This is a genomic window from Streptomyces sp. NPDC025806 (assembly GCF_055558275.1).
The window spans coordinates 1-17,599 of sequence record NZ_JBVHMU010000010.1 but is presented as its reverse complement, the minus strand read 5'-3'; the positions used below and the strand labels follow the sequence as shown (position 1 = coordinate 17,599).

Genomic DNA, 17,599 nt, shown 5'->3' with positions numbered 1-17,599 from the left:
GTCCAGCGTGCCGGTTCGCGGGACATTCGCCCAGGTCACCGCTTTGCGTACGTCCAGTGGTCCTACTACTGGCGGGGACAGGCTCGTGGTCGTAGGACCGGGAATACTGGACGATATGGACGACACCCCCGGGCCCGCCCACGAGCCCACGCCCGAGCCCGGAGCCGAGCCCGGAGCCCGCCCCGACGGTCTGGACCGCAGGGCCGAGCTGAGCGAGTTCCTGCGCAGCCGGCGGGCCCGGCTGCAGCCCGAGGACGTGGGGCTCGCCTCGCACGGGCGGCACCGCCGGGTGCCGGGGCTGCGCCGCGAGGAGCTGGCGCAGCTGGCCGGGGTCTCGGTGGCGTACTACACGCGCCTGGAGCAGGGCAACGGGCGGAACGTGTCGGCGGAGGTGCTCGACGCGATCGCGCGCGCCCTGCGCCTGTCGGACGCGGAGCACGCGCACCTGATGGACCTGGCGCAGGCGAAGCAGCAGCGCCGCCGGTACCGGCCGCCCCGGCGGCAGCAGATCCGTCCGGCGCTGCGGCACATGCTGGACGCGATGGAGGGCGTGCCCGCGTACGTCGGCGGCGCCCGCTCGGAGATCCTCGCCTGGAACCGGACGGCGGCGGCCCTGTTCGGCGACTGGGGCGCGCTGCCTCCGGCGGAGCGGAACTGGGCGCGGCTCACCTTCCTCGCGCCCGACTACCGCGAGCTGTTCGTGGACTGGGAGTCCAAGGCCTCCGACATGGTCAGCTATCTGCGCCTGTACGCGGGCCGCCACCCGGACGACCCGGAGCTGTCGGCGCTGGTCGGTGAACTCTCCGTCAAGAGCGAGGAGTTCCGCCGCCTGTGGGCGACGCACGACGTGAAGGAGAAGGGCCACGGCGTGAAGCGCATGCACCACCCCTTGGTCGGCGACCTGTCCCTCTCCTACGAGACCCTGCACCTCCCCGACGACGAGGGTCAGTTCCTCTCGGTCTACTACGCCGAACCGGGCTCCCCGTCGGCGGAGGCCCTCCGCCTCCTGACCAGCTGGGGCACGGACCCCGCGTCCCCGTCCCCGGAGACCCGCCGGGCCTAGCGGCCGCCCACGGTCACCGGCCGGTCCGCGCGGAGTTCCGCGAAGAGGCGGGCGGACTTCTGCTGGTCCCAGAGGACGGCGCTGCCCTTGGACGTGGGGATGCCTATCGTGGCGACGGGCACGCCCAGCTGGGTGCCGTTGCCCGACGAGACCTTGCGCAGGGCTTCGAAGAGCCTGGTCAGCTGGGGGATGCCGGTGGACTTGTCGACGATCAGGGTGTCCAGGCCCGCGCCCGCCGTGCCGAACAGCGCGGACGGGTCGAGGAGGACGTCGCGGGAGGCGGCCTTCTCCGCGAGGGCCGACAGGAACTTCTGCTGGTTGCGGGAGCGGCCGAGGTCGCCCGCCTTCTCCTGGTGCCGCTGGCGGACGAAGCCGAGGGCTTCGCGGCCGTCCAGGGTGTGGCAGCCCTGGGGCAGGTCGAGCCCGGACTTGTCGTCGACGATGTGCCGGTCCACGCACATCCGGACGCCGCCGACCGCGTCGACGATGCCCACGAACCCGGCGAAGCCGATCTCCGTGTAGTGGCCGATGCGCAGGCCGGTGTTCGACTCGACCGTGCGGACCAGCAGTTCGGGCCCGCCGAGCGAGAACGCCGCGTTGAGCTTGTTCTTCTCCGGCTTGTGATGGACGCCGGTCGCCGGGTCCACGTACGCGGGGATCGTCACCCAGGAGTCGCGGGGCAGGCTCGTCAGGCTGGTGCCGTGGGCGCCGGTGTGCAGCACCATCATCGAGTCGGTGCGGCGGCCCTCCGCACCGGCCGAGGAGCCCGTGTGCAGCTTCCTGGCCTGCTGTGCGCTGAGGCCCTCGCGGCTGTCGGAGCCCACGATCAGGTAGTTGGTGCCCTTGCCGGGGGCGGGGCGGTCGGGCAGCGCGGCCAGGTCGACGTCGCCGGCGAGCCGGGAGCCCGCCCAGACGTACGTGCCCGCGCCGCCCAGCACGGCGAGCAGGACGACGAGGCTGAGGGCGCGCAGGACGCGGCGGGCGCGGGAGCGGCGGGGCTTGGGGGTGCGTTCGCTGCGCCGCCGGCTGCCGCGCGGTGGCGTGGGGGCGGCGGGCGGAGGCGGCGACGGAGCCGGGGCCAGGCCCGTGGAGTGCACGGTAACGGGATGCACGGATGTCACCTCGCGGCCGGCAGGCGCGGCTCGTCCGCCGTCCTGCCGAGATGCTGGGCCGCCGCGGCGGCCGTTCCGGAACGGTGCATGCGCTGCCACTTGAGCCGGCTGCCGCCCACGAACGCGACCACCGACTGGATGACCACGAGGTACATCAACTGCCGGTAGACGAACAGCTGGAAGGGCAGCGCCCACAGGGTGCGCCGGCGCTCGCCGTCGAGCTTGAGGGCGTACGCGGCGACCGCCGTCTGGAGGCCGAGGAAGCCGAGCCAGGCCGCCACGGACGTCACCGGGGTGCCGGTGAACAGCGCGCTGTAGAGCATGAAGACGTCGATGACCGGGGCGAGCAGCGGAAGGAGGACCTGGAAGAGCAGCAGGTACGACAGGCCGCGGCGGCCGAAGCGGCCCGCGGGTCCGACCTCGATCACGGCCCGGCGGTGCTTCCACATCGCCTGGAGGGTGCCGTAGCACCAGCGGTAGCGCTGACGCCACAACTGCCGCAGGGAGGTGGGGACCTCGGTCCAGGCGACGGCCGTCTCCTCGTAGACGACGCGCCAGCCCGCCCGCCACAGCGCCATCGTGAGGTCGGTGTCCTCGGCGAGGGTGTCCTCGCTGAGGCCGCCGACGCCCATGAGCGCGTCGAGGCGGAAGGCGCCGATCGCGCCGGGGACCGTCGTCATGCACTCCAGGACCTCGAACATCCGGCGGTCCAGGTTGAACCCGAAGACGTACTCCAGGTGCTGCCAGCGGCCCAGCAGACGCTTGCGGTTGCCGACCTTGGTGTTGCCGCTGACCGCGCCGACCGCCGGGTGGGCGAGCGGCTGCACGAGGCGCTGGATCGCGTCCGGCTCGAAGACGGTGTCGGCGTCGACCATGACGACGTAGGGGCAACGGGCGTACGTGAGCCCGTGGTTGAGGGCGGCGGCCTTGCCCGCGTTCGGCTGGCACACCACCTGGACGCGGGGATCGCGGCGGGCGTAGCCCTGCGCGATCTCCACGGTGCGGTCGCCGGACCCGTCGTCGACGACGACGATCTGCAGCCGCTGATGGGTGGAGGCGAGCAGCGAGCGGAGGGTGGCGGCGATGCCCGCCTCCTCGTTGTACGCGGGCACGATCACGGTGACCGGGTCGCGGATCTCGCGCAGCCAGGGCGCCCCGGGCCGGTACCGCTCCAGGCGGCGCACGTGCGCACGGGCGAACAGCACGAGGACGAGGAGGCGCAGCACGCCGAGGGCCGCGGCGGCGGTGAGGACCCAGGTGAGCGCGGAGACGAAGCTTCGGCCGAGCGACTGGAAGTGGATCAGGGCCGTGCCGAGCCAGCGTTCGGGTGCGCCGACCGGTTCCGTCGCGGGCGCCGTGGTGTCGACACCTTCGGTGACGGTGGTGAAGCGGCGCGCGTGCGGGTCGGCGAGGAGCCGCTCGGTCTCGCGGTGGGCGAGGGAGGTCTGGCTGAACTGCCGGACCAGGCCGTCGGCGGGCTTGCGCCCGGGCTTGTCGGCGGCGACCAGGAGGTAGCCGTCGGCGGACGCGGCGCGCGCGGCGGGCCATTCGCCGCCGCACAGGGTGGCGACGGTGGTGGTCAGCGGCATCCGCAGCAGGGTGCTGCGGAATCCGTCGGCGCCCGCGAACGCGCCCTGGGTGAGCCGGAGTTCGAGGGCGGTGCGGGCGGCAGAGGCGGTGCCGAGGTCGGCGCCGGTGTAGGTGTGGGAGCCGATCTCGTGGCCCTCGGCGCGGATCCGCCGGACCAGCGCGGGGTACTGCGCGGCCTTGGCGCCGTCGAGGAAGAACGTGGCGTGCGCGTGGTGGCGCCGGAGCAGGTCGAGCAGGCGCGGCGTCCAGGTCGGGTCGGGGCCGCCGTCGTAGGTGAGGGCGACGGTGCCCGGCGGCATCGAGGCGGAGCGCACCCGGTCGCCGTCGACGCTCAGGACGGGGCCCGCGTCGGCGGCGGCCCGGGGCACGGGCGCGGTGCAGGGTTCCTTGGCCGCGGCGCCGTCGACCTCGTTCTGCGTCCAGCCCTGGAAGAGCAGGGCGCCGAACAGGATCGGGAGGGTGAGGCCGATGAGCAGCCAGTGCGCCCTCGGGTCCCTCGCCTGCTTGTGCCGTGCCGCCATCAGGCGAGGGCGTCGAGGTTGCCGTCCGATGGCCGGGTTCGCCACCCGTTCTCCATGTTCCAGTCACACATGGGAGGCGAGTGTATTGATGTGGCCATCTCTTAATTGGGGCATTGGGGAAAAATCCGGGACCGATGTGATGCGTGACAAACGGCACACTCGCTGCTCCGCGTACAACCTTTTACGGAGTCGCGTTCTCGGTGACCGTGATCCGTCCCTTGCGGATCGTCGCCAGGCGTGGGGCCTTCTTCGCGAGGGTCGTGTCGTGGGTGACCATGACGAACGTGAGCCCGTGCTCCTTCCAGCGCTCCTCCAGCACGTCCATGATCTCGTCGCGCATGGACTCGTCGAGGTTGCCGGTCGGCTCGTCGGCGAGGAGGACCTTGGGGTTCTTCACGAGGGCGCGGGCGATGGCGACGCGCTGCTGTTGGCCGCCGGACAGTTCGGACGGCAGGTGGCCGAGGCGTTCGCCGAGGCCCACCGAGCGCAGGGCCTCGGCGGCGCGTTCGCGGCGGTCGGCGGCCCGCAGGCCGAGCGGGACGAGGGCCGTCTCGACGTTCTCCTGCGCGGTGAGCGTCGGGATGAGGTTGAAGGACTGGAAGACGAAGCCGATGGACTCGGCGCGGACCCGGGTGAGCCGGGCCTCGGGCAGCTTCGCCAGGTCGGTGCCGTCGAGTTCGACGCTGCCCGCGGTGGGCCGGTCGAGGCCGCCGAGCATCTGGAGCAGGGTCGACTTGCCGCCGCCGGTGGGGCCCTGGATGACGAGCCGGTCGCCGTCGCCGATGGTCAGGTCGACGCCGGCCAGCGCCTCCACGGTGTCCTTGCCGCGCCGGTACTGCTTGGTGACGCCTCTGAGCTGATACATGCGGGAACTCCCGTGATACGTACGAGGGTTGGGGACTGCGGAGAAGGAGGGGGCGGTACTCACCCGACGCGGCGCAGCGCGTCCGCGGGGCGCAGTCGCGAGGCCCGCCAGCCGCCGAACGCTCCGGCGACGAGACCGCCCGCGACGGCGAGGCCGACCGCGAGGGCGATCGTGGTCGCGGAGACGGGGGCGCTGAGCGCGATGTCGAGGCTCCGGCCGGCGCCGGGCGCGCGCATCATGCCGCCGCCCGCGCCGAAGCCGCCCGGACCGCCCGTGGACCCGCCGCCGCCCGCCCCGAGTTCGGCCGTGAGCGTGGGGCTGATCGCGGTGACGGCGTAGGCGCCGGCGAGCCCGACCGCGATGCCGAGGGCGCCGCCGATGAGCCCGTTGACGACGGCCTCGCCGACGACCTGGCGGGTGACCCGGCCGGACTTCCAGCCGAGCGCCTTGAGCGTGCCGAACTCGCTCACGCGCCGGGACACGGCCGAGGAGGTGAGCAGACCGGCGACGAGGAACGCGGCGACGAGCACGGCGATCGACAGCCAGCGGCCGACGTTCGAGGCGAGGTCCGAGGCCGTGGACAGGGAGCCGGAGACGGTGGAGGCGAGGTCGGCGGAGGTCGTCACGGTCGTGCCCGGCACGTTCTTGCGCACGGCCGCCTTCACGGCGTCGATCCGCTGGGAGTCGGTGGCCCGGACGTAGACCGTCGTGACCTTGTTCTTCGCTCCGGCGAGCGTCTGCGCCTGCTTCAGCGGCAGGTACAGGTCGGCGGCGGCGTCCCCGCTGTCCGGGGTCGCGATGCCGATGACCTTGTACTTCACGCCCTTGACGGTGACGGTGTCGGCCGGGGCGAGCTTCTTCTGCTTGGCGTAGGAGGCGTCGGCGACGACGACCTTCGCGTTCGTCTCGGAGGAGGCGAAGGTCCGCCCCTTGGTGATCTTCGAGGAGGTCAGCGGGCCGAGCTCGCCCTTCGTGACGTCAGTTCCGTACACGGAGTACGCGTTGACGGAGAAGTCGGCGCCGCCGCCCTCCACACGGCCCTGCGGCTGCCCGCCGCCCTTCCCGGCGGGCCCGCCGCCGCTCTCGCCCTGCTGGAACTGCCCGCGCGTGAACTGCCCGTCCACCTTCATCACTTGGAGACTGAGCCCGCCCACGGCGTCGGCGACGCCCGACTGCCCGGCGACCTTCGCGACGGTCGACGCGGCGAGCGTCTGGAAGCCCTGCACCATGACGCGGTCGCTGCTCTGCCGCTCGCCGTCCGTGCCGTCCCCGCCGTCCTCGCCGTCCTCGCCCTTGGCGTCGAAGCGGAAGCGCGGTCGGGCGCTGCCTCCGTCGGAGGGCGCGGCGGCGGCCTTGGTGACGGTCATGTCGGTGCCGAGCCCGTACAGGGACTGGAGGACCTTGCCCTGGGCCCGGTTCATGCCCGAGGACACGGAGTTGACGACGATGACGAGCGCGATGCCCAGCGCCAGCCCGGAGGCGACGACGAGGGCCGCCTTTCTGCGGCGGCGCAGCTCGCGCCGGAGATACGTGAAGAACATCGAAGCCTCGCCGGATGACGGCCCACGGGACGGGGGCGCGGACAGGAACGGCGAAACGCTAAGGACGGCCCGTAAGCGTGGGCTGAGGCCGCCATGAGAGCGGCATGAGAGCACTGATTCAGGGCTTACGCACAGGTTTCCGGCCTCACCCCCCGATCCCCCGATCCCCCGCACCCGCGATCCCCGGCCGGCGCAGAGCCCCGGTACGCACAGAGCCCCGGTACGCGGTGCGTACCGGGGCTCTGCGGTGGTGCGGGGAGGGAGCGGGATCAGGCGGCGGAGCCGGCCTTCCACTCGGCCCAGCTCAGGTTCCAGCCGTTCAGGCCGTTGTCCGGCTGGACGGTCTTGTCGCCGGTGTTCTTCACGATGACGACGTCGCCGACCATCGAGTTGTCGTAGAACCAGGCGCCGGGGGTGCTGGAGTCGCCCGCGCCCTTGGCGTCGGCGAGACCGACGCAGCCGTGGCTGGTGTTCACCGAGCCGAAGATGGACTTCGCGCCCCAGTAGTTGCCGTGGATGAAGGTGCCGGAGTTCGACAGACGCATGGCGTGCGGCACGTCCTTGATGTCGTACTCGCCCTTGCCGTCGTCGTCCGTGAAGCCGACCGTCGCGCCGTTCATCCGGGTCTCCTTGAACTTCTCGGAGATCACCATCTGGCCCTCGTACGTCTTGTTCTCGGGCGAACCGGCGGAGATCGGGATGGTCTTGACGACCTTGCCGTCACGGGTGACGGTCATCTGCTTGGTCTTGGCGTCGACCGTGGAGACCTGGTTGCGCCCGACCTTGAAGGTGACGGTCTTCTGCTGCACACCGGTCACGCCGTCCGCGCCCTCGACGCCGTCGAGGTCCAGCTTCAGGGTGACGGTGGAGCCGCCCTTCCAGTAGTCCTCGGGGCGGAAGTCCAGGCGGTTGCCGTTGAACCAGTGGCCGACGACCTCCTGGCCGCTGCTGGAGGAGACCGTGATGTGGGACTGCACATCGGCCTTGTTCGTGATCGCCTTGTCGAAGTTGATCGAGACCGGCATGCCGACACCGACGGTCGAACCGTCCTCCGGCGTGAAGTTGCCGATGAAGCTGTTGGCCGGGGAGACGGTCGTGAACGACGCGTTCTCGTGCGCGACCCGGTTGCCCGAGTCCTTGGCCTCGGCGGCGATCTTGTACGTGGTCGACCGCTCGAGCTGGTTGGTGGGCTTCCAGCTCTTCTTGTCGGCCGATATCTGACCGGCGACCGCGGTGCCGTCGGCGGTCGTCATGGTGACGTCGGTGAGCGTGCCCTTGCTCACGGTGACCTTCGCGGCGTTGTTGATGCTCGCGTTGTCGGAGCCGTCCTTGGGCGCGATCTTGATCTCGGCCTGGGACGTCTTCTTCGCCGCCGCCTCGTCGGCCTGCGCGGCCTGCGATTCCTTCGTGCCGCTCGCCGAGCCGCCCGAATCGGCATCGCTCCCGCTGCACGCGGAGAGCACCAGCACGCCGCCGAGCACAGCGGACGCGGCCATCAGACCCTTGCGCCGCTTACCGTCCGTCATCACACGCTTCTCCATAGTCGCCGAATTACCCGACTTCCCGACGTCCCGGCCAGTGTCAGCCGTCCCGAGTGCGGTCACGGAGAACACAGGTGTTCCCCATACCCGTACACAACGCGGTGACCGGTTCGTCCCGTTCCCGAAAACGCTCGGATGTGGGCGAGGACACGTCTGCAAAGACGTGACCGGCAGCGCACCGACGGTGACGACACCCCCGCTGAACCCCCGTGCCCCGCGCCCCCACTCGCGCGATTCTCCCCTACGGGACGACGCGGCCCCGGGCAGCGGTTCACCGCCCGGGGCTGTCGGTCCGGGGGCCGCTACACGTGATCCGTGTCGTCCTGCCCCTCATCATCCTCGTCCAGGTCCCAATCCGGCGAATCGGGGTCGTAGTCCACCTGCTCGCTCGACCAGGAGGCCTGGACGAGCTCCGTGCCGGGCACCTCCCCGACCAGGTCGAAGGGGTCGACGAGGTACGCGATGGCCTCCGCCTCGTCCTCCTGGACCGCGCTCTCGGCGTGCGAGCGCTCCTCCGGCGGCATCGCCTCGTCGTCGGAGATCCGCTGCAACGCGGCGCCGGTGAGGGCCTCCGCGTCACCGATCTCCAGGACCAATTCCACCTTCAGGCGAACAAAACGTGACGTCTCATCAGTGTTCATGACCCGGAGCGTACGGCCCACGCCACCCGTGACTTTCCTGTGACCCGCACCTTTCACTAACATCGGCGGACACGGCCAATTCGCCAGCGCCACAAGGGGGATCGCTTCCGTGTCCGCCGCACGCCGATCACTGCTCACCGCCACAGCCGCAGGGACCCTCCTCGGAGCCCTGTGGTTCGTCCCCAATGCCACGGCGACCCCCGGGGAGTCCGAGACCGTCCACACCGACGCGCGCACCGCCTCCGCGGTGACCGACGCGCGCACCGACCGCGAACTGCGGCTCGCCGACACCGGCACCATCGACACCACCCCGTACGTCCTGGGCGGCGCCGTCTGCCTGGGCCTGGGCGTCGGCTTCGTGACGTACTCGGTGCGCAGGCAGCGCGCGACCGAGGCCTACTGACCGGGCCAACTGCCGCTACGGCTCGGGCTCCAGGCCCCTGATCCGGCGCCGCTCCCCCTCGCCCGCGACCGGCGGCGGCGCGTCCGCCAGCCGGACCACCGGGTCGTCCAGGCCGCCGTCCCGCCCGGCGACGACCGGCATCGCCGAGCGCAGCGCCTTCGCCCGGTACTGGGCGGCGTCCGCCAGCCGGAACAGCCGGCGCGCGCTGGAGACCTCGCCGATCGGGTCACCGGTCGAGGCGATCCCGCAGGCCACCCCGTCGCCGAGGTCGAGTTCGGCGGCGCGGGCGCAGACCTCGCCACCGACCCGCACCACCTCGTCCGCGGCGGGCCCCACCGCGAGCAGGCAGAACTCGTCGCCGCCGAGCCGTGCCGCGAGCGTCCCCGGCAGCATCGCGCCGCACAACGACAGGACGGAGCCGAAGCGTTCGAGGAGCCGGTCGCCGACGGCGTGCCCGAGGGTGTCGTTGACCCGCTTGAGCCCGTTCAGGTCGCACACGACGAGACTGACGACCGCCCCGTCCGCGCAGTGCCGTTCGACGGCCTCGTCGAGACGGATGTCGACGGCCCGCCGGTTGGCGAGGCCCGTCAGCGCGTCGGTGAACGCGAGGCGCCGCGCCTCCTCCAGGCGTTCGGTCTGCGCGATGCCCGCCGCGACGACGGCGGCGAGCACGGTCGCGAACTCGGCGTCGTCCCGGCCGAACACGGGCACCCCCTGCGGGCGCGCCACGTACAGCTCGCCCCAGGCGCGCCCGTGCAGCACGATCGGCGCGACGACGCAGCAGCCGCGCCCGCGGCGGCGCAGCGCGGCCACCCGCTGATGGCAGTAGCCGCCGCGCTCGACGGGCCCGGCGGCCGTCTCCACCCAGGCGTTCGCCCCGCCGCCCCCGGCCCACCGCTCGTGCAGGAACTCGGTGATCTCCGGGAACTGGTGCACCGGATAGGTCTCCCGCTCGGGGAACTCCTCCTCGTCGGGCGCGAGGTCCCCGACGTTGACGAGCACCCGGAGCCGGCCGTGCCCGCGCTCCCACACCGAGAGCGCGGCGAAACTGCCGGTCAGCGCACGGCAGGCACCGAGCGCCGCGGCCCGCCAGGAATCCCGCGGTGCCTGTGCGGCGGCCATGCCCTGCGCAAGCGTCACCACGGCGCGCAGCCGGTCGTCCTCTCCCATCCCACCAGGCTAGGAACGTTTCCGGCATTTCGGTGAATTCAGCGCGTCCGACTCGGTGATCTTGGTCCTCGCCGGGGCTCGGGGCGGCTCACTCGCCCGGCCACTGCGGGCGCCGCTTCTCGTTGAAGGCCGCGACGCCCTCCGCGCGGTCGCCGGAGAAGGCCACCGAGCGCCAGGCCGCGTCCTCGACCTCCAGTCCGGCCCGCAGGTCCAGGCCATGGCCGAGGCGCAGCGCCTTCTTCGCGGCGCGCAGCCCGACCGGCGAGTTCGCGGCGATCGCGATGGCCAGCGCCAGCGCCTCCGTACGGTCCTGACCCGCCGCCACGACCTGGTCCACGAGCCCCAGCTCGCCCGCCTCGGCCGCCTCGACGCGGCGCGCCGAGAAGATGAGCTCGGCGGCGCGCGGGGCCCCGATGCGGCGCGGCAGCAGCTGCGTGCCGCCCCCGCCGGGGATCACGCCGACCGACACCTCGGGAAGCCCGACGACGGCGGTCGCGTCGGCCACGATCAGATCGCAGGACAGCGCCAGCTCGAAGCCGCCACCGAGCGCGAAGCCGTGCACGGCCGCGATCGTCGGCATCGGCAGTTCGAGCACGCCCGTGTACGCGGCGCGGGCCACCGGCCGCTGCCGCACCAGGTCCAGGTCCGTGAAGGAGTTGCGCTCCTTGAGGTCCGCGCCGACGCAGAAGGCCCGCTCGTGACTGGACGTCACCACGACCACCCGCACGTCCCGGTCGGCCGCGAGCGCGTCGCACGCGGCACCGATCGAGCGGGCCATCTCGGTGGAGACCGCGTTCATCGCCTTGGGCCGGTCGAGCACGAGCTCGGCGACGGCCCCGGCGGGCACGGCGCCCTCCTCGCCGTGGCGCCGCACGACCACGAACTCCCCGAACCGCTGCTCCGCACCCATGGCTCACCCTTCGAGTTAACGTCAGTTAACCGTCAAGATGTCAGGTGCGCCGGGTCAGCGTCCAGGGCTCCACGACTCCGAGCCCGCGGACCGGGCGCTGCCACATGGGCTGCAGCGCGAAGCGGTACGAGGGCGGCGCCTCGCCCGTCTCCTCGGCCTTCTGCGCCTGCGCGGCGGCCTCCGCCTCCGAGCTCGGCGTGTCCCCGGCCCGGATCAGCTCCTCGGCGAACGCCCCGTCCACGAGAACGGCGTCCTTCGGCGCTATCGACGTGAGCCGGCTCGCCAGGTTCACGGTCGTGCCGAAGACGTCGCCCATGCGCGTGGTCACGGTCCCGAAGGCCATGCCGACGCGCAGCTCCGGCATCGTCTCGTCGTTGCTCATCGTCTCGATGAGCCGCAGCGCGATCTCCGCCGCCGTGCCCGCGTCGTCGGCCGCGTACAGGACCTCGTCGCCGAGCGTCTTGATGAGCCGTCCGCCGTTCGCGGCGACCAGGTCCGCGGCCGTGGTCTCGAAGGCCTCGACGAGCTCGCCGAGCTCCTCCTCCTCCATGCGCCGGGTGAGCCGGGTGAACCCGACGAGGTCGGCGAAGCAGACGGCGAGCCGCCGGTCCACCATCTCCTCGTCGTCGGCGGCCTGCACGACGCGCCCGGTGGCCGCGGCGAGCTGCCGCCGCCACACGTAGACGAGGAACTCCTCCAGCTCGGGCAGCAGTAGCTCTATCAGCGGATACGTGACCTCGGTGCGGGTCATCCCCGGCTCCGGCGGCTCGGTGAGCCCCTCCAGGAACGAGTCGATCTGCCACTCGGCGAGCCGCGCCGTCGTCTGCCCGGTGGACCGCGCCACCTGCACGGCCATCGCCTCGCTGAGCAGCCCCGCCTCGACGAGACCGGCGAGCCGGCGCAGGGCCAGGACGTCCGCCTCGGTCAGCGCCTTGGCCTGCCCGATGTCGGCGAAGCCCATGGCCCGCCAGAACCTCGACGCGAGCTCCATGGAGACGCCGGCGCTGCGGGCCGCCTGGAACGGGGTGTAGCGGCGCTCGGCACCGAGGATCAGTCCTTCGAGGCGCAGCGCGAGGGGATCCGCGGTGTCCTTCTCGTCCCCTTCCGGCTTCTCGGGGTCGGGTGGGGTGCCCGTGCCGGAGCCCGAGTCGTCGACGGTCACGCCTGCTGCCCTTCCGATCTGCCGCGGTCAGGTATCGACCGGCCTCAACGATACGGCAGCCCTTGTGCCCCACGTCACTCCGCTCGGTGCGGGTCCCGCCTATGGGGGTGCCTCTTGCTCTGGTCGGGCGAGTGCGGGTTCGTCGTGGCTGGTCGCGCAGTTCCCCGCGCCCCTGAAATGCAGACGCTTCGCGTCGCATTTCCCCGATGAAGGCTGAGCGGCGAAGCCGCTCGCCTTCAGGGGCGCGGGGAACTGCGCGACCAGCCCCCACCGGGCCGCACCCGGCGACGAACCGCCGAAGTTACGGCGCGAGGCCTAAGCCGGGCGCAGGTGCACGATGTCCCCGGCGCCGACAGGGTGTCGCTCACCATCCTCACCCCGGACCACCAAGCGCCCGTCCCCGTCCACGGCCACCGCCTCGCCCACCAACTCCCGCTCCCCCGGAAGAACGGCCCGCACCCGCCGCCCCACGGTCGAGCACCCCGCCGCGTACGTCTCCTGCAACCGCGACAGCACCGGATCCCCCTGCGCCGCGCACCACTCCACGTACCACCGCTCGAACGACCTGAGCACGGCCCGCAGCAACGGCTCCCGGTCCACCACCCGCGCCCCGGCCAGCGCCAGCGACCCCGCCTGCGGCACGGGCAGCTCCTCCGCGCGGAGCGACACGTTGAGCCCCACCCCGATGACGATCCCGCCCTCGCCGGAGGCCTCCGCCAGGATCCCGCCCGTCTTGCGCTCCTCGCCGTCGACGGTGACGAGCACGTCGTTGGGCCACTTCAGGGCCGTGTCGACCCCGGCCGCCGAGGACAGCGCCGTGGCGACCGCGACCCCGGTGAGCAGCGGCAGCCAGCCCCAGCGCGCCACCGGCACCTCGTGCTCGGCGGGGTTGACGAGGACGGAGAAGAAGAGTCCCGAGCGCGGCGGCGCCGACCAGCGCCGGTCGAGCCGCCCGCGCCCCGCGCTCTGCTCCTCGGCGACGAGCACGGCGCCTTCCTGCGCGCTCCCGGCGACCGCGCGCGCCACCAGATCGGTGTTGGTGGACCCGGTGCTCGCCACGACGTCGAGGGACGACCAGAGGCCGTCCCGCCGGAGCAGCGAGCGGCGCAGCCCGCTCTCGGAGAGGGGCGGCCGGTCCAGGTCGGACCAGGGGCTGGCGGGCACGTCTGAACGATCTCGCGGCGTCATGCAACCCAGCCTAGGTGTGGCATACGACGCACTGCCGAACCGTAGGCGCGCCACTACTCTACGAGTCAGTAGCCCCGTCCCCCTTGAGCAGCGTCGAACCAGGCAGGGAGCCGCGCCCCGATGAACGAGATCGACATCCACACGACCGCCGGGAAGCTCGATGATCTGCGGCGGCGGATCGACGAGGCGACGCATGCGGGTTCGGCGCGTGCGGTGGAGAAGCAGCACGCGAAGGGGAAGCTGACGGCGCGTGAGCGGATCGCGTTGCTGTTGGACGAGGACTCGTTCGTGGAGCTGGACGAGTTCGCGCGGCACCGTTCGACGGATTTCGGTCTGGAGGCGAACAAGCCGTACGGCGATGGTGTGGTGACCGGTTACGGGACGGTGGACGGCCGGCCGGTGGCGGTGTTCTCGCAGGACTTCACGGTGTTCGGCGGCGCGCTGGGTGAGGTGTTCGGGCAGAAGATCATGAAGGTGATGGACTTCGCGCTGAAGACGGGCTGCCCGGTCGTGGGGATCAACGACTCGGGTGGCGCCCGCATCCAGGAGGGCGTGATGGCGCTGGGGATGTACGGGGAGATCTTCCGCCGCAACACCCACGCCTCCGGGGTCATCCCGCAGATCAGCCTGGTGGTGGGCCCGTGCGCGGGCGGCGCCGTGTACTCCCCGGCCATCACGGACTTCACGGTGATGGTGGATCAGACGTCGCACATGTTCATCACGGGTCCGGATGTCATCAAGACGGTGACGGGTGAGGACGTCGGGTTCGAGGAGCTGGGTGGTGCGCGGGCGCACAACAGCCGTTCCGGGGTCGCGCATCACATGGCGGGCGACGAGAAGGACGCGATCGAGTACGTGAAGTCGCTCCTCTCGTACCTGCCGTCGAACAATCTGAGTGAGCCGCCGGCGTTCCCCGAGGAGGCCGACCTTCAGGTGTCGGAGGAGGACCGTGAGCTGGATGTGCTGATTCCGGACAGTGCGAATCAGCCGTACGACATGCACACGGTGATCGAGCATGTGGTGGACGACGCGGAGTTCTTCGAGACGCAGGCGTTGTTCGCGCCGAACATCCTGACCGGGTTCGGCAGGGTGGAGGGGCGTCCGGTGGGGATCGTGGCGAACCAGCCGATGCAGTTCGCGGGCTGTCTGGACATCGACGCCTCGGAGAAGGCGGCGCGGTTCGTGCGGACGTGTGACGCGTTCAACGTTCCCGTCCTCACCTTCGTGGACGTTCCGGGGTTCTTGCCGGGGGTGGAGCAGGAGCACACGGGGATCATCCGGCGGGGCGCGAAGCTGATCTACGCGTACGCGGAGGCGACGGTGCCGCTGATCACGGTGATCACGCGGAAGGCGTTCGGTGGCGCGTACGACGTGATGGGGTCCAAGCATCTGGGTGCGGATCTGAATCTGGCGTGGCCGACGGCGCAGATCGCGGTGATGGGTGCGCAGGGCGCGGTGAACATCCTGCACCGCAAGACGCTCGCGGCAGCCGATGATGTGGAGGCGACGCGGGCGCAGTTGATGGCGGAGTACGAGGACACGCTGCTGAACCCGTACACGGCCGCCGAGCGGGGTTACGTGGATGCGGTGATCATGCCGTCGGACACGCGGGCGCATGTGGTGAAGGGGCTGCGGCAGCTGCGGACCAAGCGGGAGTCCCTGCCCCCGAAGAAGCACGGCAACATCCCCCTCTAAAGCCCGCCTCACCCTCAGGAGCCGCAGCATGGTGATCAAGGTCGTCCGGGGCAACCCGACCCCCGAAGAACTCGCCGCCGCCCTCGCCGTCGTCCGCGCCCGCGCCGCCGCGGTCTCGGACGCCCCGGCCGCCGCGGTGGAGCCGGATGCCTGGGCGCACCCGGGGCGGATCGCCCGGCGCCGCCTCCCGGCCCCGGGCGCGACGAGCTGGTCGCGCACGTACTGGCCCGGCTAGGGCGTGTGTCGAAAGTCCCGTCGTCCGCCCGAAGGGCGGGCCCCGCGGTGTCCGGTGCGTGCGATCGCAAGGCGCCGGAGCGTCCTCATAGCGGAGCTATGTGGACGTTTCGGCAACGCCGCGAGCGTGCGTGCCGGACACCGCGGGGCAGGCGGGACTTTCGACACACGCCCTAGGGCGCCCGGGCCGCGGGGGAATTAGTCATTCCGTACGGGGGCGGCTGAGTACGCGTACTCAGGCGCCCCGCGATCGCGGCCAGCAGTATCGGTTGCGTGCTGTGGTCAGACCCCGAGGACGAACCCACCGAGGAGCTGCGCGAGACGCAGGAGATGCTGCGCCGTGCGGGCCTCGTGCTCGCGCTTGCCATGGTCGTGGCGATGGTCGTGCTCGGCCTGCTGTGAGCGCGGGCGCGGACCGGCGGCGTACGGCACTAACCTGACCGGCATGACCGCTCAGCGCCGCCTCATCCTGGCCTCACAGTCCCCCGCCCGTCTGGGCCTGCTGCGTCAATCCGGCTTCGCGCCCGAGGTGATCGTCAGCGGGGTCGACGAGGACGCCGTGACCGCACCGACCCCGGCCGAACTGGCCCTCGCCCTCGCCGAGGCCAAGGCCTCCGTGGTCGCCGCGAAGCCCGAGGCGCACGGCGCCGTCGTGATCGGCTGCGACTCGGTGCTCGACCTGGACGGCGAGGCGCTCGGCAAGCCCGCGGACGCCGAGGAGGCCACGGCCCGCTGGAAGTCGATGCGCGGCCGCGCCGGCACCCTCCAGACGGGCCACTGCGTGTACGACACGGTCTCCGGCCGCTACGCCTCCGGCACCGCGTCCACGGTGGTGCGCTTCGGCGAGCCGAGCGACGCGGAGATCGCCGCCTACGTGGCCACGGGCGAGCCGCTGCACGTGGCGGGCGCCTTCACCCTGGACGGGTTCTCGGCGCCGTTCATCGACGGCATCGACGGCGACCACGGCAACGTCATCGGGCTCTCGCTGCCGCTGCTGCGCCGGTTGCTCGCCCGACTGGGCGTCGGCATCACGGAGTTGTGGGCTCCGGGGACGAACTAGCCGGAGGGGCGGCGGGGCCGTCCGCCGCGCCGTTCTCGACGCCGTTCTCGTGACGGTCGTACGCGACCAGGGTCAGCACGATCAGGGCGAGCACGACCATCATGAAGACGAAGGCGAGCCAGCCCACCAGGCCGATCGAGAACGCGCCGAGCAGCCCGTGCACCACGGCCGCGCTGATCAGCAGGATCCGCCCGAAGCCGCCCGGCGCCCGGTCACGGACTGCGGCCCGTACGAGGACGAGCGCGCACAGCACCAGGTAGAAGCCGAACAGACCGCCCGCGACCCACGCGCCGATCGACATGGCGCGCGGGTCGAGCCCCGCGAGCGACATGTCCTGCCGATCGACCACCAGGCCCAGGAACCAGTTCAGGAAAACGATCCCGAGTGCCTCCGCGATCAGAACGATCGAGGCCACCCACGCCACCGGCCTGCGCGCCACCGGTCCCACCCACTTCCGCCGACTGTTACCCCGAGTAGTTTCCCTGCCTCGCGAACGCTACTAACGGGTAAACCTCGGGACAAGGGTTCTGCCCGAGGCAAAGAATCGTTGGGCCATTCGTAGGGACTCCACAAAGAAAGCTGACGGGCCGGGGAGCCGTCTCACAGAGACCTTGACCACACGCCAGGGCTAGGCTTGTCCCCAGGGATCCCGCACACCCAGGCACGACAAGGGATTTCGGGGACCGGGCACGCCTCGAGTAACGCTCCGTGTGGGCAAGGTCACCATTGGGGACGGGTCGAAGTGCCGTGTCGGCAGTCCCTAAACTCGGCTTGTTTCAAGGAGGGAGCCATCGTGCGCAAGGTGCTCATCGCCAACCGTGGCGAAATCGCTGTCCGCGTTGCCCGGGCGTGCCGGGATGCCGGGATCGCGAGCGTTGCCGTCTACGCCGATCCGGATCGGGA

The 17,599-nt window shown here is 71.7% G+C and carries 18 protein-coding genes; 7 read left to right on the top strand and 11 right to left on the bottom strand.

Going from position 1 to position 17,599, the window contains the following annotated elements; genetic code table 11:
- The first annotated feature begins 115 nt into the window (after nucleotides 1–115).
- Nucleotides 116–1,063: a helix-turn-helix domain-containing protein gene (locus tag ACZ4E1_RS22960; protein ID WP_467541999.1), complete on the top strand. Its 948-nt coding sequence runs from the start codon at nucleotides 116–118 to the stop codon at nucleotides 1,061–1,063.
- On the opposite strand, the gene ACZ4E1_RS22955 is transcribed toward ACZ4E1_RS22960, so the two are convergent.
- The 6 genes from ACZ4E1_RS22955 to ACZ4E1_RS22930 all read right to left on the bottom strand — a co-directional run bounded on the left by ACZ4E1_RS22955 (nucleotide 1,060) and on the right by ACZ4E1_RS22930 (nucleotide 8,874).
- A complete protein-coding gene (locus tag ACZ4E1_RS22955; RefSeq protein ID WP_467541997.1) occupies nucleotides 1,060–2,175 on the bottom strand; it encodes an LCP family protein in 1,116 nt (371 codons plus the stop codon). The genes ACZ4E1_RS22960 and ACZ4E1_RS22955 overlap by 4 nt on opposite strands.
- Nucleotides 2,176–2,180: 5 nt before the next feature.
- On the bottom strand, nucleotides 2,181–4,286 hold the full coding sequence (locus ACZ4E1_RS22950; protein ID WP_467541995.1) for a bifunctional polysaccharide deacetylase/glycosyltransferase family 2 protein: 2,106 nt from the start codon (nucleotides 4,284–4,286) through the stop codon (nucleotides 2,181–2,183).
- A 181-nt stretch (nucleotides 4,287–4,467) separates the two neighbouring features.
- On the bottom strand, nucleotides 4,468–5,151 hold the full coding sequence (locus ACZ4E1_RS22945; protein ID WP_467541993.1) for an ABC transporter ATP-binding protein: 684 nt from the start codon (nucleotides 5,149–5,151) through the stop codon (nucleotides 4,468–4,470).
- Nucleotides 5,152–5,210: 59 nt separating this feature from the next.
- Nucleotides 5,211–6,692, bottom strand: a complete 1,482-nt coding sequence (locus ACZ4E1_RS22940) for an ABC transporter permease (RefSeq protein ID WP_467541991.1) — start codon at nucleotides 6,690–6,692, stop codon at nucleotides 5,211–5,213.
- A gap of 269 nt (nucleotides 6,693–6,961) precedes the next feature.
- On the bottom strand, nucleotides 6,962–8,218 hold the full coding sequence (locus tag ACZ4E1_RS22935) for a L,D-transpeptidase (protein WP_467541989.1): 1,257 nt from the start codon (nucleotides 8,216–8,218) through the stop codon (nucleotides 6,962–6,964).
- A 317-nt stretch (nucleotides 8,219–8,535) separates the two neighbouring features.
- Nucleotides 8,536–8,874 (bottom strand): hypothetical protein, encoded by a 339-nt coding sequence (locus ACZ4E1_RS22930; protein WP_467541987.1) that lies wholly within the window; start codon nucleotides 8,872–8,874, stop codon nucleotides 8,536–8,538.
- 109 nt (nucleotides 8,875–8,983) lie between these two features.
- On the opposite strand from ACZ4E1_RS22930, the gene ACZ4E1_RS22925 reads away from it, so the two are divergent.
- A complete protein-coding gene (locus tag ACZ4E1_RS22925; protein WP_467541984.1) occupies nucleotides 8,984–9,277 on the top strand; it encodes a hypothetical protein in 294 nt (97 codons plus the stop codon).
- Nucleotides 9,278–9,292: 15 nt separating this feature from the next.
- On the opposite strand, the gene ACZ4E1_RS22920 is transcribed toward ACZ4E1_RS22925, so the two are convergent.
- The 4 genes from ACZ4E1_RS22920 to ACZ4E1_RS22905 form a co-directional block, all read right to left on the bottom strand.
- The gene (locus ACZ4E1_RS22920) at nucleotides 9,293–10,447 is read right to left on the bottom strand and encodes a GGDEF domain-containing protein (RefSeq protein WP_467541982.1); all 1,155 of its coding nucleotides are present in this window, start codon (nucleotides 10,445–10,447) and stop codon (nucleotides 9,293–9,295) included.
- Nucleotides 10,448–10,535: 88 nt separating this feature from the next.
- Complete coding sequence (locus ACZ4E1_RS22915; RefSeq protein WP_467541980.1) at nucleotides 10,536–11,357, bottom strand: enoyl-CoA hydratase/isomerase family protein; 822 nt, start codon at nucleotides 11,355–11,357, stop codon at nucleotides 10,536–10,538.
- 40 nt (nucleotides 11,358–11,397) lie between these two features.
- A complete protein-coding gene (locus ACZ4E1_RS22910) occupies nucleotides 11,398–12,519 on the bottom strand; it encodes an adenylate/guanylate cyclase domain-containing protein (RefSeq protein WP_188337191.1) in 1,122 nt (373 codons plus the stop codon).
- 315 nt (nucleotides 12,520–12,834) lie between these two features.
- The gene (locus tag ACZ4E1_RS22905) at nucleotides 12,835–13,707 is read right to left on the bottom strand and encodes a biotin--[acetyl-CoA-carboxylase] ligase (protein WP_467541977.1); all 873 of its coding nucleotides are present in this window, start codon (nucleotides 13,705–13,707) and stop codon (nucleotides 12,835–12,837) included.
- 120 nt (nucleotides 13,708–13,827) lie between these two features.
- On the opposite strand from ACZ4E1_RS22905, the gene ACZ4E1_RS22900 reads away from it, so the two are divergent.
- The 4 genes from ACZ4E1_RS22900 (at nucleotide 13,828) to ACZ4E1_RS22885 (ending at nucleotide 16,696) form a co-directional block, all read left to right on the top strand.
- A complete protein-coding gene (locus ACZ4E1_RS22900; protein WP_467541975.1) occupies nucleotides 13,828–15,402 on the top strand; it encodes an acyl-CoA carboxylase subunit beta in 1,575 nt (524 codons plus the stop codon).
- 28 nt (nucleotides 15,403–15,430) lie between these two features.
- Entirely contained in the window at nucleotides 15,431–15,637 is a 207-nt protein-coding gene (locus ACZ4E1_RS22895) for an acyl-CoA carboxylase epsilon subunit (RefSeq protein WP_399127733.1), read from the top strand.
- A 272-nt stretch (nucleotides 15,638–15,909) separates the two neighbouring features.
- On the top strand, nucleotides 15,910–16,038 hold the full coding sequence (gene mmpB, locus ACZ4E1_RS22890) for a morphogenic membrane protein MmpB (protein WP_262928311.1): 129 nt from the start codon (nucleotides 15,910–15,912) through the stop codon (nucleotides 16,036–16,038).
- 43 nt (nucleotides 16,039–16,081) lie between these two features.
- Nucleotides 16,082–16,696 (top strand): nucleoside triphosphate pyrophosphatase, encoded by a 615-nt coding sequence (locus ACZ4E1_RS22885; RefSeq protein WP_467541972.1) that lies wholly within the window; start codon nucleotides 16,082–16,084, stop codon nucleotides 16,694–16,696.
- Here ACZ4E1_RS22885 and ACZ4E1_RS22880 read toward each other — a convergent pair.
- Entirely contained in the window at nucleotides 16,665–17,120 is a 456-nt protein-coding gene (locus tag ACZ4E1_RS22880) for a hypothetical protein (protein WP_467542509.1), read from the bottom strand. The two genes, ACZ4E1_RS22885 and ACZ4E1_RS22880, sit on opposite strands and share 32 nt — an antisense overlap.
- Nucleotides 17,121–17,489: 369 nt before the next feature.
- On the opposite strand from ACZ4E1_RS22880, the gene ACZ4E1_RS22875 reads away from it, so the two are divergent.
- A partial coding sequence (locus tag ACZ4E1_RS22875; protein ID WP_324787317.1) for a biotin carboxylase N-terminal domain-containing protein occupies nucleotides 17,490–17,599 on the top strand: 110 nt, incomplete at its 3' end.

What these genes read in the sequence shown, in the direction of transcription:
- ACZ4E1_RS22945 (WP_467541993.1), bottom strand. Translation starts at nt 5,151, where the DNA reads ATGTATCAGCTCAGAGGCGTCACCAAGCAGTACCGGCGCGGCAAGGAC.
- ACZ4E1_RS22920 (WP_467541982.1), bottom strand. Translation starts at nt 10,447, where the DNA reads ATGGGAGAGGACGACCGGCTGCGCGCCGTGGTGACGCTTGCGCAGGGC.
- ACZ4E1_RS22900 (WP_467541975.1), top strand. Translation starts at nt 13,828, where the DNA reads ATGAACGAGATCGACATCCACACGACCGCCGGGAAGCTCGATGATCTG.
- ACZ4E1_RS22885 (WP_467541972.1), top strand. Translation starts at nt 16,082, where the DNA reads ATGACCGCTCAGCGCCGCCTCATCCTGGCCTCACAGTCCCCCGCCCGT.
- ACZ4E1_RS22905 (WP_467541977.1), bottom strand. Translation starts at nt 13,707, where the DNA reads ATGACGCCGCGAGATCGTTCAGACGTGCCCGCCAGCCCCTGGTCCGAC.
- ACZ4E1_RS22935 (WP_467541989.1), bottom strand. Translation starts at nt 8,218, where the DNA reads ATGACGGACGGTAAGCGGCGCAAGGGTCTGATGGCCGCGTCCGCTGTG.
- ACZ4E1_RS22940 (WP_467541991.1), bottom strand. Translation starts at nt 6,692, where the DNA reads ATGTTCTTCACGTATCTCCGGCGCGAGCTGCGCCGCCGCAGAAAGGCG.
- ACZ4E1_RS22950 (WP_467541995.1), bottom strand. Translation starts at nt 4,286, where the DNA reads ATGGCGGCACGGCACAAGCAGGCGAGGGACCCGAGGGCGCACTGGCTG.
- ACZ4E1_RS22960 (WP_467541999.1), top strand. Translation starts at nt 116, where the DNA reads ATGGACGACACCCCCGGGCCCGCCCACGAGCCCACGCCCGAGCCCGGA.
- ACZ4E1_RS22915 (WP_467541980.1), bottom strand. Translation starts at nt 11,357, where the DNA reads ATGGGTGCGGAGCAGCGGTTCGGGGAGTTCGTGGTCGTGCGGCGCCAC.
- ACZ4E1_RS22895 (WP_399127733.1), top strand. Translation starts at nt 15,431, where the DNA reads ATGGTGATCAAGGTCGTCCGGGGCAACCCGACCCCCGAAGAACTCGCC.
- ACZ4E1_RS22930 (WP_467541987.1), bottom strand. Translation starts at nt 8,874, where the DNA reads ATGAACACTGATGAGACGTCACGTTTTGTTCGCCTGAAGGTGGAATTG.